The organism is Streptococcus sp. A11, assembly GCF_043674225.1.
GTDB classification, from domain to species: Bacteria; Bacillota; Bacilli; order Lactobacillales; family Streptococcaceae; genus Streptococcus; species Streptococcus suis_V.
In genome coordinates, this window is record NZ_JBIMJS010000003.1 from 68,060 (window position 1) to 83,467 (window position 15,408).

Annotated in this window: 8 protein-coding genes and 1 pseudogene; 6 read left to right on the forward strand and 3 right to left on the reverse strand. The window is 43.3% G+C overall.

Features of this window, described 5'->3' with window-relative positions:
- Nucleotides 1–37: 37 nt before the first annotated feature.
- The 3 genes from glyQ to ACHBIF_RS02765 are packed head-to-tail and all read left to right on the forward strand — an operon-like array spanning nt 38 to nt 3,258.
- Entirely contained in the window at nt 38–955 is a 918-nt protein-coding gene (gene glyQ, locus ACHBIF_RS02755; RefSeq protein ID WP_394718506.1) for a glycine--tRNA ligase subunit alpha, read from the forward strand.
- Nucleotides 955–2,991 (forward strand): glycine--tRNA ligase subunit beta, encoded by a 2,037-nt coding sequence (gene glyS / locus ACHBIF_RS02760; RefSeq protein WP_394718508.1) that lies wholly within the window; start codon nt 955–957, stop codon nt 2,989–2,991. The genes glyQ and glyS overlap by 1 nt, the downstream gene beginning before the upstream one ends.
- A 9-nt stretch (nt 2,992–3,000) precedes the next feature.
- The gene (locus ACHBIF_RS02765; RefSeq protein WP_044681104.1) at nt 3,001–3,258 is read left to right on the forward strand and encodes a DUF896 family protein; all 258 of its coding nucleotides are present in this window, start codon (nt 3,001–3,003) and stop codon (nt 3,256–3,258) included.
- Between the two features lie 38 nt (nt 3,259–3,296).
- On the opposite strand, the gene ACHBIF_RS02770 is transcribed toward ACHBIF_RS02765, so the two are convergent.
- From ACHBIF_RS02770 to recX, 3 genes are all read right to left on the reverse strand, one after another.
- Nucleotides 3,297–3,614: a DUF960 domain-containing protein gene (locus tag ACHBIF_RS02770; RefSeq protein ID WP_105122486.1), complete on the reverse strand. Its 318-nt coding sequence runs from the start codon at nt 3,612–3,614 to the stop codon at nt 3,297–3,299.
- Between the two features lie 60 nt (nt 3,615–3,674).
- The gene (locus ACHBIF_RS02775) at nt 3,675–4,208 is read right to left on the reverse strand and encodes a DUF402 domain-containing protein (RefSeq protein ID WP_105110663.1); all 534 of its coding nucleotides are present in this window, start codon (nt 4,206–4,208) and stop codon (nt 3,675–3,677) included.
- Between the two features lie 76 nt (nt 4,209–4,284).
- Nucleotides 4,285–5,061: a recombination regulator RecX gene (recX, locus tag ACHBIF_RS02780; protein ID WP_394718511.1), complete on the reverse strand. Its 777-nt coding sequence runs from the start codon at nt 5,059–5,061 to the stop codon at nt 4,285–4,287.
- Nucleotides 5,062–5,098: 37 nt separating this feature from the next.
- On the opposite strand from recX, the pseudogene rlmD reads away from it, so the two are divergent.
- The 3 genes and pseudogenes from rlmD to ACHBIF_RS02795 all read left to right on the forward strand — a co-directional run.
- Nucleotides 5,099–6,448 (forward strand): annotated as a pseudogene (rlmD, locus tag ACHBIF_RS02785) (23S rRNA (uracil(1939)-C(5))-methyltransferase RlmD); the annotation flags it as partial.
- Nucleotides 6,449–6,765: 317 nt separating this feature from the next.
- The gene (locus tag ACHBIF_RS02790) at nt 6,766–6,957 is read left to right on the forward strand and encodes a LytTR family transcriptional regulator DNA-binding domain-containing protein (protein WP_394718513.1); all 192 of its coding nucleotides are present in this window, start codon (nt 6,766–6,768) and stop codon (nt 6,955–6,957) included.
- A 763-nt stretch (nt 6,958–7,720) separates the two neighbouring features.
- Complete coding sequence (locus ACHBIF_RS02795; RefSeq protein ID WP_394718515.1) at nt 7,721–15,184, forward strand: MucBP domain-containing protein; 7,464 nt, start codon at nt 7,721–7,723, stop codon at nt 15,182–15,184.
- Nucleotides 15,185–15,408 lie beyond the last annotated feature (224 nt).

Genomic DNA, 15,408 nt, shown 5'->3' on the forward strand with positions numbered 1-15,408 from the left:
CGTCGCAAGATTATTTAAAATAGAAAGAAGGAAAAATATGTCAAAAAAGCTTACTTTTCAAGAAATTATCTTGACCTTACAACAATTTTGGAATGAGCAGGGGTGCTTGCTCATGCAGGCTTATGATACGGAAAAAGGTGCGGGTACCATGAGTCCCTACACTTTCTTGCGTGCTATCGGTCCTGAGCCTTGGAATGCGGCTTATGTGGAGCCATCTCGTCGCCCTGCGGACGGTCGTTACGGGGAAAACCCAAACCGTCTCTACCAACACCACCAATTCCAAGTAGTTATGAAACCATCTCCATCTAATATCCAAGAACTCTACTTGGAGTCTTTGGAGCGTTTGGGCATCAATCCTTTGGAACACGACATTCGTTTCGTTGAGGATAACTGGGAAAACCCGTCAACAGGCTCAGCTGGTCTGGGCTGGGAAGTTTGGTTGGACGGTATGGAAATCACGCAGTTTACCTATTTCCAACAGGTTGGTGGTTTGGCGACAGGCCCAGTCACAGCCGAAGTAACTTATGGTTTGGAGCGTCTGGCTTCTTACATTCAAGAGGTTGACTCCGTTTACGATATCGAGTGGGCAGACGGTGTCAAATACGGTGAAATCTTTATCCAGCCAGAGTATGAGCATTCAAAATACTCCTTTGAAGTATCAGATCAGGATATGCTCCTTGAAAACTTCACTAAGTTTGAGAAAGAAGCAGAGCGGGCTTTGGAAGAAGGCTTGGTTCATCCAGCATTTGACTATGTACTCAAATGCTCTCATACCTTTAACCTGTTGGATGCCCGTGGTGCCGTGTCTGTAACTGAGCGTGCAGGCTACATTGCCCGTATCCGTAAGCTTGCCCGTGTCGTTGCCAAAACCTTTGTGGCAGAGCGGAAGAAACTTGGCTTCCCACTTTTGGATGAAGCAACACGAGCAGAATTGTTGAAGGAGGACGCAGAATAATGACAAAGAATTTACTTGTTGAACTTGGCTTGGAAGAAATCCCTGCCTACATCGTAACCCCAGCCATGCACCAGTTGCGTGACCGCATGGCGACTTTTTTGACAGATAATCGCTTGGCCTTTGACAGCATTGATGTCTTTTCAACGCCACGCCGTTTGGCTGTTCGTGTGCGAGGTTTGGCGGACCAGCAGACAGACTTGACGGAAGATTTCAAGGGTCCTGCTAAGAAGATTGCCTTGGATGCAGACGGAAACTTCACTAAAGCTGCAGAAGGCTTTGTCCGTGGCAAAGGCTTGACGACAGCTGACATCGAATTCCGCGAGATCAAGGGCGAAGAGTATGTCTATGTGACCAAGCATGAGGCGGGTCAGCCAGCTAAGGCAGTTTTGGCGGGCATTCCAGAGGTCTTGAAGGCTATGACCTTCCCTGTCAGCATGAACTGGGCATCCAATAAATTCGCCTACATCCGTCCTGTCCACACCTTGACCGTTCTCTTGGACGATGAAGCATTGGATATGGATTTCTTGGACATTACGTCTGGTCGCATCAGCCGTGGTCATCGTTTCCTTGGAAATGAAACAGAGATTGCAAGTGCAGATTCTTACGAGGCAGACTTGCGTGCACAGTTTGTTATCACTGATCCCGCAGAGCGTCAAAATATGATTGTCGAACAAATCAAGGCTATCGAGGACAAACACAAGGTGACAGTCGAAATTGATGAAGATTTGCTTAATGAAGTTCTCAACTTGGTCGAATACCCAACTGCCTTCATGGGTTCTTTTGACACCAAATACCTGGAAGTGCCAGAGGAAGTTTTGGTCACTTCTATGAAAAACCACCAACGTTACTTCGTGGTGCGTGATAAATCTGGCAAACTCTTGCCAAACTTCATCTCTGTCCGCAACGGTAACGATCAGCACCTTGACAATGTCATCAAAGGAAATGAAAAAGTCTTGGTGGCTCGTTTGGAAGATGGCGAATTCTTCTGGCGTGAAGACCAAAAGCTCAAGATTGCTGACTTGGTGGAACGCCTCAAAGTCGTGACCTTCCATGAAAAAATCGGTTCTCTCTACGAGCACATGGCACGCACCAAAGTTATCGCAGAAAAACTGGCTGACTTGGCTGGCTTGTCTGCGGATGAAAAAGCAGATGTGGCGCGTGCTGCGGACATCTACAAGTTTGACCTCTTGACAGGCATGGTGGGTGAGTTTGATGAATTGCAAGGGATTATGGGTGAGAAGTACGCTCTTCTTACAGGGGAAAAACCTGCGGTGGCAGCAGCAATCCGTGAGCACTACTTGCCAAACTCAGCAGAAGGCGAATTGCCTGAAAGCAAGGTCGGTGCGGTCTTGGCACTGGCTGACAAATTCGATACCCTCCTATCTTTCTTCTCAGTAGGCTTGATTCCTTCTGGCTCAAACGACCCTTACGCTCTTCGTCGTGCAACACAGGGTATCGTGCGGATCTTGGAAGCGTTTGGTTGGGAAATTCCATTGGATCAGCTGATTGCGGAGCTCTACAGCTTGAATTTTGCTAGCTTGACTTATGACAACCAGCCAGCTGTTATGGACTTTATCCGTGCCCGTGTAGAGAAAATGATGGATAAGGCTATTCCGAAAGACATCCGTGAGGCTGTACTGGCCAGCTCAACCTTTGTCGTTAGACTGCAACTGGCAGCCAGCTCTGCTATTTTCCAAAAATCAAAAGAGGCTGACTACAAGGAAGCCGTGGAAAACTTGTCACGGGTCTTCAACTTGGCTGAAAAGGCGGAGGCGACTGTCATTGACGAGGGCCTCTTTGAAAACGACCAGGAGAAAGCCCTTGCTGCAGCAGTGGCTGGCTTGGAGTTGACGGAAGACATGGCAGGCAACTTGGACAAGCTCTTTGCTCTCAGCCCAGTCATCGCGGCCTTCTTCGACAATACCATGGTTATGGCAGATGACGCAGCGGTCAAAGCCAACCGCTTGGCTCTCTTGAAAACCTTGGCAGATAAGGCTTCAGCAGTAGCTGTTTTCAATCTCTTGAATAGTAAGTAGGAGGTATTCATGGAACAAGCAAAAATCGATCGCATTAACGAATTGGCCCGCAAGAAAAAGGCGGAAGGCTTGACAGAGGAGGAGTTGCAGGAACAAGCAGCTCTTCGTGAGGAGTACATCGAGGGCTACCGCCGTAGCGTGCGTGCCCATGTGGAAGGTATCAAGGTCGTCGATGAGGACGGTAACGATGTGACCCCTGAAAAACTCCGCCAAGTCCAACGTGAGAAAGGCTTGCACGGACGTAGTTTGGATGATCCTAATTCCTAAGACAAAGAAAAGGCTTGAGTTTCGGCTCAAGTCTTTTGCTATATATAATTCAATTCCTTCGGCAGGGCGACGGTTTCTTGCCCCTCTTTATCGAATACCAATACTGTTGACGGGAAGAAGGGGTCGAATTTGTTTTGGAAATCAATGGTGAGAACCTCTTTATAGCCTTCCTGTGAAAAGGTAATGCTGAGTTTGCCCTTGCGATTTTTCAGGGAGAAGCGCAGAACCTTTTTCAAAGGCAGGACTCCTTTTAAATAATTATCAATGATAAACCAAAAATGGTCGATCACTTCGCCAGGAAGGGAAGTGACAACGCCGAAGCTGGCATAGCGCCCTTTTGTCTCTTGAAATGCCATAGTGACCTCCTCTCAGGTAAGAAAAAAGCCTGAAAAACAGGATTTTCTTTATAAATGACTTTATCGATTTCGCAGTTCTAAATAGCGTTTGTACCAAATATTGACATAGGCTGGAGAGAAGGGACCACGCTGATTGTTGATCCAGTCTACCAGGATTTTGACATTTTCCTTCAAGATATAGTCAATATCTGTCGAATAATTCATTGATTTCCGGTGGCGCTCGTACTCATCTACATCCAGCAATCGCTTTTCTCCATCCGCAAAGACTTTTACGTCTAGGTCATAGTCGATGTACTTCAAAGCCTCATTGTCTAGGACATAGGGGCTGGCAAGGTTGCAGTAGTAAGAAACCCCGTTCTCTCGAATCATGGCGATGATATTGAACCAATATTTTTTATGGAAATAGACAATAGCAGGTTCTCTTGTCACCCAACGTCGACCATCATTTTCAGTGACTAATGTATGATTATTGACTCCAATGATGGCATTTTCTGTTGTTTTTAGTACCATGGTGTCACGCCAGGCGCGATGAATTTCACCATCATGTTTATAACTTTGAATTGTAATAAAGTCGCCTTCTTTTGGTAATTTCACCTTGTTACCAACTTTCTACTATTACAATTTATCTTGACTATTATATCATATTTTTGGCACTTGGGCGAAATTTTTGTCATAGATAGTCGCGTAAAGCCGAACGAATGTCGCCGTAATCATAGCCTTTTCGGGCCAGGGCTTGGGTCAGACGTTGTTGAAGCTCATAGCCTTCATATTTTCGGCTATATTTGCGGTATTGCTTGTTCAGTTCTTTTTCTAACAAATCGGCTTCTGCCTCTTCATCACTGTCCAAGTCCAAGTTAGCTACCACGCTTTTGACCAGTTCATAGGAGAATCCCTTAGTCACCAGTCCTTGGGCAATCTTATCCTGCAGGGCGCGGAGAGGCAATTTGTGACCATATTTTCGTACAATCTTGTCTCCAACCTTTGCCGCTAGCTCAGAAAAGTCTGTATCAGTCAGTGCCTGGTCAATCAGGGATTTTTCAAGACCCTTGAGCTGCAATTTTTGCCGAAGGACAGCTGGCCCCTTGTCCCCGTTCAAGCTATTCTGCCGAACATAAGTTTCCGCATAGGCTAGGTCGTTGACCCAGTTTTCCTCCTCTAGATTGCGCAAAATTGCTGGGATGGTGTTCTCATCAACTTCGTACTTTCGCAGATAGTCAGCCACTTCCTTCTTGGTCCGCTGCTTAAAGGAAATAAAATAAAGAGCCAGGTTTTTCCCATAAGAAAATTGGGCAAAGTCCCGAATCTCCGCCAACTCCTGTTCAGAAATTTCCTTGTCCTTGGTCAGCATAAAGCGTACAATGGTGTCCTCAGTGATATAGAGCTTATCTGAACTATCCAGCTCCAGCAAATAGAGCCTTTTTTTCTTTTCAATCTTTGTTACTCTCATTCTTTCATTATACAGGAATTTTCGGTAAAATAGAAACATGAATCTACAAGTAAACCAACGAATTCCTCTAAAAATCAAGCGCATGGGCATTAACGGCGAAGGTATCGGTTTTTACCAGAAAACTCTCGTTTTTGTCCCTGGCGCTCTCAAGGGAGAAGAGATTTATTGTCAAATTACCGATGTCAAGCGGAATTTTGTCCAGGCCAAGCTTCTGAAAATCAATAAAGAGTCCAAGTTTCGTGTCCAGCCAGCCTGCGAGATTTACCAGGCCTGTGGTGGTTGCCAGATTATGCACCTCCGCTATGACAAGCAGCTGGACTTCAAACAAGATTTGCTGCTACAAGCCCTGAAAAAATTCAAACCAGCAGGCTATGAACATTTTGACATCCGTCCGACCATCGGCATGGACCAGCCCACCCACTACCGAGCAAAACTGCAGTTCCAGACCCGCTCCTTTAAGGGCAAGGTGACTGCTGGGCTCTACGCAGAAGGTAGCCACCGCTTGATTGGGATTACAGATTGTCTAGTCCAAGATGAAGAAACCCAGACCATTATCAATGCCGTGTCAGACTTACTGACCAAGCATCGGATTCCTATCTACAATGAACGAAGAGAGCAGGGGATTCGGACTGTGATGGTGCGTCGTGCAAGACAGACAGGGCAGGTTCAATTAATTTTTGTGACTTCCTGTCAGGTGAATTTGACGCGATTGATTGAGCAATTGACGAAGCAATTTCCTGCCATTGTCACCGTTGCTCTCAACTGGAACCAGTCCAAATCCAGCGAGATTTACGGGGAACGGACGGAGATTTTATGGGGACAAGAAGCCATTTCCGAGGCTGTTTTGGACTATGAATTTTCACTGTCACCTCGGGCATTTTACCAATTGAACCCGCAACAGACAGAGGTTCTCTATGGTGAGGCTGTTAGGGCCTTGGACTTAAAGGGCGATGAAAACTTGATTGATGCATACTGTGGAGTAGGGACTATCGGTTTTGCCTTTGCAAGAAAGGTTCAGTCGGTTCGGGGAATGGACATCATACCAGAAGCAATCGTGGATGCAAAGGTCAACGCCAAGAGAATGGGCTTAACCAATACCCACTATGAGGCGGGCAAGGCAGAAGATATTATTCCAAAATGGTATGAGGAAGGCTACCGGGCAGATGCCTTGGTGGTAGATCCGCCTCGAACAGGTCTGGATGATAAGTTGCTGGACACCATTTTACACTACAAGCCAGCTAAGATGGTCTATGTTTCCTGCAACGTGTCGACACTGGCACGGGATTTGGCAAAATTGGCCAAGGTTTATGATGTAGAATACATCCAGTCAGTCGATATGTTCCCACATACTGCACGGACAGAGGCGGTTGTGAAATTGTCCAAACGAGATATCAACCATCATATTGATCTTGAAATCAATGAAGAAGATCTCAAAGATATTTCTGTTAAGAAGGATGCCACTTATTCAGAAATCAAAGATTATGTCTTTAGAAAATTTGAATTAAAAGTATCTACCCTTAACATTGCACAAGTAAAAAGGAAACTTGGGATAATCGAGCGAGAGAACTATAATCACTCTAAGAAAGAAAATCAAAGAGTTCCAAATTGTCCGCCCAAAAAAGAACAAGCTATCATTGATGCGTTAAGTTGGTTTGGAATGATTGAGTAATTACAGAGACTGGTGTTTTTGAATTTTATGGTACCTTGAAAGATTTAGAAGATAAGTTAAAATTGAACTTTTTTAGGTGTCATCGTAAATTCCTTGTCAATATTGATAAAATTCAAGGACTAAATTTATCAGAACGTCTAATAGTATTTACAAATGAGGGTGTTGGGACTATTTCTTTTTCAAGATACAAACAGAAGGAATTAAATAAACTATGGAGAAGAGGATAATTATCTGAAAATCGAATTTTTAATTGGTTTGGTCGGGTACGTTTTTCCATTGTCTATTCCTTTCTATCGGGGTCTTAGGGCTCTCCCTAACAAGTAAAATATAACAAAAAAAGCAGAGCCAAAGGCGTCTGCTTTTTTCGTTAATTTTATCGTAAGTGGGTACCCACTTACTGTGCTTGCTACAAGAGCTAAATATTGTAGAGCGGAAAGCTTAATTATATCCTAATTCTATCATATTTTACTCCAAGATGATATTTTTTATTTATTAGATTTAGAATAATTATAAGTTATTTGACTTTATACTTGAAAAAATTGGGGGGGGGGGGTGGTATAATTTAGTTGATATTCTTATACTAAGTTTAGTTAATAAATATTCATTTATAGATGTGGTAAATGATAATAGAAATGTTCAATATTAAATATGGATAGAGCCTTTCTATTTACTCCCCAAATTTATTAAATGTGATGACTGATCAATCCTATTACTAGTATCATGTAAGATTATAAACTAAAAATAGTATATGTATGTCGAGATTAGCTATGTGAGTTGTTGTTTAAGAACATATAGGACCAATTGGACTATTACTTATCTAACATCCTAAAAGAAATGTTTTAAATCTGTCCTCCCTAAAATGATTTATTATTCTATTTCAAAGATAGTAATTTTTCCAATTCTCTTTATTAAATTTGATTTTAGAGATAAGGGAAAGTGGTTTTTATTATGACAATTTACATAGCAATTTACATTATTAGGAGGCGTTTCATGCGCAAAAATAATAAAAAATCATTTAACTGGTATGGAATGAGACAACATTTCTCGATTCGTAAATACCACTTTGGAGCAGCTAGCGTATTGCTTGGTATGTCCTTGGCACTCGGTGTAGGCGGACAAGCAGTAAAAGCGGAAGAAACAGTTGCTTCATCAGAAGCGTTAGCTTCTACAACAGCGACATCTTCAACACAGGCTAGCTCAGAAGTTGTGCCAGCTACAAGTGTTGAGACAGCAGCTACAGAAACAGTAGCGTCAACGACACCAGCAGCTACAACAACAGAAGTAGCCGCTACAGAACGTACAGCAACTATCAACTATATCGTTCAGTACCTTCTTGAAGATGGTACTCTTGTTGAGGCAGTTGTGAAGTCAGCGACAGTTACAACCACAGATGTGACTGCAAAAACAACTGTTGAAGTAGTAGCAGAATTGCCAGAAGGCTACGAATTAGCAACTGATCAAGCTTCTGCAGTATCACAAGAAGTGACTGAAGGTGCTGAAAATGTTGTAACTGTTAAAGTTGTTAAGAAAGCAGAAGTAGCAGCAACGACAACTGAGGCTCCAGCAGTAACTACTACAGCTACTGAAACAGCAGCACCTGCAACGACAACTGAAGCTGCAACAGACGCTACAGAAGTATCAGTACCTGTGACTGCTGAAGAAGCGAAAGTTGTCCTTGAGCAAGTTACTTCAGAAGCAGAGGTATTGGCTAACGAAGCAGAACGACTTGTAGCAGCATCGGATAGTGACAACACTGCATTGAAAGCAGCTGCTGCAGCAACGAAATTGTCTGCGACAGAAGCTACTACAGTCTTGAAAGACTCATTAGCAACTCTTGATCAAGTAAACGCTCAAATCGATGCAGTTCGTACAAACGTAGAAGCGCTTGCTTTGGAATTGCGTAAATTCTTGGGAACAGATGATATTGAAATCGCATTGAATACCTCGCTTTCAGATTTGGGTGTGGGTCAAGGAACAGGTGTTCTTGTTGAAACAGGCACAACTGCGACACCTTCAATGGAAGATCCGAATGGAGCTGGTGTTAAACCGCACACTCTTCGAAGTGGAGTTGCAGCAACTGATCAAACAGGGTGGTACACTTTTGAAGCCTATGATTTCCTTGCTTACAATGAAAATCAGCCAGCGATTTATATTAATGGTGCACCGATTGATGCGTATATTCGTTTTTCATTGGATAAGAATGCAAATACTTCTACAATATTAGCGGAATTAGTAAGTACTACAAGCGGTCAAGTATTAGAAACTCATACACTTGATCAAGGAGCAAGTGCAACTCTCACATATCCTCAAACAGTTAATTCTAATAATGAAACTGTTACTATTACTTACGATGCTACCACGGCAACTGAAGGCAGTACACAAGGTATGATGGTCCTTAAAGGTACTAAAGATGGCAAAGTAGTAGACTATAATTATACGATTGTTCCTGATTATCAAATCAATACAACCAGATATGTTGTGGAAGATGGTACAGTATTAGCGACATATAGTCTTCAAACCATTTCAGGTCAACCAGTTACTCCTTCTGGACAGCGTGAATTTAGTGGTTATGCTTATAAGAGTACTACAAAAGAAGTTGTGCAAGGAGGTTTACCAGCCGGAACTGTTTATATGGCTGGTAAAGTTGACGAAAAAACAGTTCATTATAAAGCTATTCGAAAAGTAAGTTCAGACACTCAGATTGTAACTGAATACTATTTCTTAGATCCGACCTATACTGGTACAGTAGATTGGGAAGGTACCGATACTACAGGATTTATCAAACTTGTTGAAACTAGTCCGTTAACTTATACAGATGGTAAGACTTATGACTATAACAAAAACCCAAAAATCTATGCTCCTTATACAAACGATGATGCCTCTGGCTATATGGTATTCAAAGAAAGTCCAGTCAATGAACAGGGGTCTAAATATCGTGTTGTAGCACAATGGTCAGGTTCTGGCGAAGCTGGTAAGTACGGTAGGATTTTTATTGGTACCCAGGTTTATACACATGCTCAAGCCTCAGGTGACCCTGAGTTTAAATGGAGAGGTGTAAACGATAAGTTTGATAATTTAGGCTATGTTCCATTTGGAATTCAACAGAATTTGAGAAATGCCACAATTGCGACTGCGTTCGAAACGACTCACATCTACACACCAGTTCCACAAGAAGCGATCATCCGCTACCAAGTTGAAGGTGCGGCAGATTTCTTGGAAGATTCAGGTACCTTGACAGGTAACCCAGGTACAGACATCACTTACTCAACAGAAGATACCATTAACAAGTATAAGAAATTGGGTTATGAGCTTGTATCTGACAACTTCACAACAGCTGCTGGTCAAGACTACGACTATGATTCAGATAAGTTGCAAGAATTCCTTGTTGTTATTAAGCCACGTGTTGTTGATGTTCCTAAGACTGTTGTACCAGGTCAACCAGTAGATCCAACAGATCCAAATTCACCAGTATGGCCTGCAGGTGTAGATAATCTGACACTTACTGAAGAAGTAACAAGAACCATTACTTATGTCAATGAAGCTAATGAGGAAGTAGCAGCTACCTTCACTGATAAGGTAACCTTTACGCGTACTGCTCAGGTCAACTTGGTAACAGGTGATGTTACTTATAGTGACTGGACTGCGGTTAAAGAGGACGATGTTCTTGATGGAAACAAATTGCCGGAAGTACCAGGCTATACAGCTACAACTGCAACCAAGGATGGAGTGGATGTAACACCTGAGTCAACAACTGTCAATGCACAGGTTAAGGCTGACAGTGCGGATATCGTTGAAAAAGTTGTGTACGTTCAAGATACACAAACTGCTAAGATCACTATCTCAACTGTAGATGCAAATGGTGCAAATAAAACAGAATATGCTTCTGTTACAGAAACTGGTAAGGCAACAGAGCAAATCGCAACTCAAACAGTAGAAGAAAAACTTCTTGAGTTGAAACGCAAAGGGTATGATGTAGAGACTAAGGTAACAGACACCTTCCTTGATTCAGCGAAGACGTTCGATAATGTGAAAGATACAGCTGACCAACCATCTCAATCATATGAAATCGTTGTAAAAGAGCGTGTGGTTGATATTCCTAAAGATGTTGTTCCAGGTCAACCAGTTGATCCAACAGATCCAAATTCACCAATATGGCCTGATTCTGTTAAGGACTTAGTAACAACTGAAGAAGTAACTCGTACGATTGAGTATTATTACGAAGGTGAAACGACTCCATTTGGCTCAGTTGAAGAGTCGAAAGATTTCACTCGTACAGCATCTATCAACTTGGTAACGGGTGAAATCACCTACGGTGCTTGGACTCCAGCTCAAGAATTCCCAGCTGTACCTTCAGAATTGATTGATGGGTATATCGTTGATATTAAAGAAGTTCCTACAGCGACAGTAAATGCTGAGGATGCAGATATCAAAGTGGTTGTTACCTACAAAAAACTTGGTTCATGGAAACCAGAACTTCCTGCGGGTGAAACTCCAGTACCACCGATCACTTATCCAAATGATCCAAATGGAGATCCTACTATTCCTGGCCAACCTACACCAACTCCAGGTATTCCTGAAATCCCAGGCTATGTACCAGTCGGTCCAGACGGAAATGAACTTCCGAAGGATCCAAACACTGGTCAATACATACCACCAGTACCAGTGGATCCAACTGTAGATACACCAATTCGTTATGTGAAGCAGGAACAGCAAGCGACAATCACATTTGTCAACGTGACGGATCCAGCTAATCCAGTGACACTTGTAACCATTCCATTGGACGGTGTAACGGGAGATCAATTTGGTTATGATACAGATACACTCGTAGCTTCATACGAAAAAGCTGGTTATACAGTTACGAATAAAGATAACTATTCGAAAGATGGTGTCTACTCACCAGATCCAACTGCACATGATGCATTTGTATTTGAAGTAGTTCAACGTGTAGAAGTTGTTGATCCAAACGATCCGAATACGCCAACTCCAAAACCAGGTGAGCCAGTAGATCCAACAAATCCAAACTCACCAGTATGGCCAGAAACTGTTAAGGATTTAGTTACAACTGAAGAAGTTACTCGTATTATCTCTTATGTAGATAACCAAGGAAACACTGTCTTCGCATCTGTAACTGAAACTAAGACATTTACGCGTACTGCGGAAATCAACTTGGTAACAGGTGTGATTACTTACGGTGAATGGACAGTAGCTCAAACCTTACCTGAAGTGAAATCACCAGACAAAGAGAATCACCTTGTAAGTATCCCAGTTGTAGGTGCCCAAGAAGTTACTGCCGTAGATCCAGATATCCATGTTCAAGTTGTCTATACTCCACTTGGTTCATGGGTACCAGTTGTACCTCCAGGCTACCCTGAAGTACCAGAGATTGTCTACCCAGTAGATCCAAATGATCCTACTAAGCCAGGTACGGATGTTCCAACCGTTCCATATGTTCCAGGTATCGTGCCTACGATTCCAAATCCAGATAATCCAAATGAAACCATTCCATTGCAGCCAGTTGATCCGAACGATCCAACGAAAGGCTATGAGGTTCCACCTGTACCAGAAGATCCAAGTCAAGATACTCCAATCACTTACGAATTGGCAGATCAAACAGCGACTGTTAACTATGTAGATGAGAAAGGCAATCCATTAGCGACTTCAGGTGAATTGACAGGTAAATCTGGAGAAGTAATCAACTACAGTACTACTCCAACTATTGAGGAACTTCTCAAGAAGGGTTATGAACTCGTTTCAGACGGCTTCCCAGCTGGAGCTACTTATGATAAGGACCCTTCAGTTCCTCAAATTTTCACAGTAGTCCTCAAGGAGAGAGTAGTACCAATCGATCCAACAGATCCAAACACACCAACTCCAAAACCAGGTGAGCCAGTAGATCCAACTGATCCGAACTCTCCAGTATGGCCTGACACTGTCAAAGACTTAGTAACTACCGAAGAAGTAACCCGGACCATCTCTTATGTAGATAACACTGGTAAGACTGTCTTCGAAACGGTTACTGAAACTAAGAAGTTCACCCGTACTGCTGACATCAACCTTATAACAGGCGAAATCACTTACGGCGAATGGACTCCAACTCAAACCTTTGAAGATGTAACTTCACCAAGCCTAGCAAACCACTTAGTAGATACTCCAGTGGTGAAAGGTCAAGATGTGAACGCAACAGATCCAGACATCAATGTCACTGTTGTCTACACTCCATTAGGTTCATGGGTACCAGTTGTACCTCCAGGATTCCCTGATGTACCTTCCACTGTTTACCCAGTAGACCCATCTGACCCAACCAAACCTGGTACAGAAGTTCCGACCGTTCCTCATATCCCAGGAACCACACCGGTAACTCCAGACCCAGAAAATCCTGGCAAGTTCATTCCGTTAACTCCAGTAGACCCAGAAGATCCAAACAAGGGTTATATCGTACCAAACGTACCAACTGACCCAACCAAGGATACTCCAATCGTTTACGTGGAAGACAACAAGCAATTAGCTTCTGTCACTATCGTGGATGAATCTACCGGTCAAACCATCTCTACCTTCTTCGAACAAGGCAAACCAGGCTTCACAGTAGGTATCAACACTGCTGACAAACTTGCAGAATTAGCCAAAGCTGGTTACACCGTAACAAGCGATGAATACAATGATTCTGATAAGGTTTACGATAAAGACGACAATGTGGATCAATCTTGGACTATCAAGGTAACTCCACGTATCGAACCAGTAGATCCAACGAACCCACCAAAACCAGGTGAACCAGTTGACCCAACTGACCCTAACTCTCCAGTATGGCCTGACTCTGTGAAAGACCTTGTAACAACTCAAGAAGTAGTTCGTACTATCACTTATGTGAACGAAGCCGGTGAAACGGTAGCTACTGAAGTGGTTCAAAAGGTGAACTTCACACGTACTGCCCAAGTAAATCTTGTAACAGGCGAAATCACTTATGGTGAATGGACTCCTGCTCAAGAATTACCAGCAGTATCTTCTCCAGTGGTTGCAGGTTACTACACTGAAACTCCATTGGTAGACCCAACTACTGTAAATGCAGAAGATGCAGATGTGACTGTGACGGTTGTCTATAAGAAACTTGGAAACTGGATTCCAAATGTTCCAGGTGAGCAAGTACCTCCAATTCCATATCCAAACGATCCTGAGAACCCTGGTGTTCCTGGAGAACCTGATGTGGTGATCCCTTATGTTCCTGGTTATACTCCTGAAGATCCAAATGGCAACCCACTTACTCCAGTGGACCCAGAAGATCCATCTAAGGGCTATATCCCTCCAACACCGGAAAATCCAGGTGTGGATACCTCAATCACCTATGTAGCGGATGATCAAAAAGCGATTGTCAACTATGTAGATGAAAATGGCAACCCACTAGCAACCTCTGGAACCTTAACAGGTAAGTCTGGTGAGACAATCGACTACACAACCACTCCAACCATTGAAGATTTAATCAAACAAGGTTACGAGTTAGTAGAAGATGGCTTCCCAACAGGTGCAACCTACGATAAGGACAAATCGGTTGACCAAGTCTTCACGGTAACCCTCAAGGCTAAGGTAGTTCCTGTGGATCCAACTGATCCAAACACGCCAACTCCTAAACCTGGTGAACCAGTAGACCCGACTGATCCTAACTCACCAGTATGGCCTGACTCTGTGAAGGACCTTGTTACAACTCAAGAAGTTGTTCGGACTATCACTTATGTCAACGAAGCAGGTGAAACGGTAGCTACTGAAGTGGTTCAAAAGGTATCCTTCACACGGACAGCTAAGGTGAACCTTGTAACAGGTGAAATCACTTACGGTGATTGGACTCCTGCACAAGAATTACCAGCAGTATCTTCTCCAGTGGTTGCAGGTTACTACACTGAAACTCCGTTAGTCGATGCAACCACAGTTAACTCAGAAGATGCAGATGTGACTGTGACGGTTGTCTATAAGAAACTTGGAAACTGGGTTCCAAATGTTCCAGGTGAACAAGTACCGCCAATTCCATATCCAAACCATCCAACAGATCCATCTAAACCAGGTGTTCCAACTACACCAGTAGTTCCGGTTGTTCCTGGTTATGTACCAGTTGGACCAGACGGAAATGAATTGCCGAAGGATCCAAATGGAAACTACATCCCACCAGTTCCAACAAATCCTGGTGTAGACACTCCAATTACCTATATCCCAGTTAAACCTGGTACACCAGTAGTTCCACCTGTTACCCCTCCAGCGAAACCAGATCGTCCAGTTTCACCAGAAACACCGGAAGTTCCGGCTCGTCCAGAGGTTCCAGCAAAACCAGCTCAACCAGCTAGTCCTGCAGGACCAGTCGTTGACCAATTGCCAAATACAGGTGAGTCAAACTCTACAGCTGCAACAGCAATCGGTGCAAGCATGCTTCTTGCAGCACTCGCACTTGCAGGTAAACGCCGTCGCCAAGAGTAAGAGCATCTAGCATTCTCTTAGAAGATTTGGTCTAGAAGAACTTCTCCATCTGGAGAAACACGTTTCATGAATGTCCTCCCAAACAATTTCAAGAACAGATAAATAGACCTAGCTCTGGCAAGAAAGCTTAAGACCACCCGCAAAACTGCGGTGGTCAGCCTGAAGACAAAGTCCTTAGAATTGATTTTCTAAGGGCTTTTCTTCGTATTTAGGAGTATAATATA

Coding starts and splice junctions, on each gene's coding strand:
- glyQ (WP_394718506.1), top strand. CDS start 38: ATGTCAAAAAAGCTTACTTTTCAAGAAATTATCTTGACCTTACAACAA.
- glyS (WP_394718508.1), top strand. CDS start 955: ATGACAAAGAATTTACTTGTTGAACTTGGCTTGGAAGAAATCCCTGCC.
- ACHBIF_RS02765 (WP_044681104.1), top strand. CDS start 3,001: ATGGAACAAGCAAAAATCGATCGCATTAACGAATTGGCCCGCAAGAAA.
- ACHBIF_RS02770 (WP_105122486.1), bottom strand. CDS start 3,614: ATGGCATTTCAAGAGACAAAAGGGCGCTATGCCAGCTTCGGCGTTGTC.
- recX (WP_394718511.1), bottom strand. CDS start 5,061: ATGAGAGTAACAAAGATTGAAAAGAAAAAAAGGCTCTATTTGCTGGAG.
- ACHBIF_RS02795 (WP_394718515.1), top strand. CDS start 7,721: ATGCGCAAAAATAATAAAAAATCATTTAACTGGTATGGAATGAGACAA.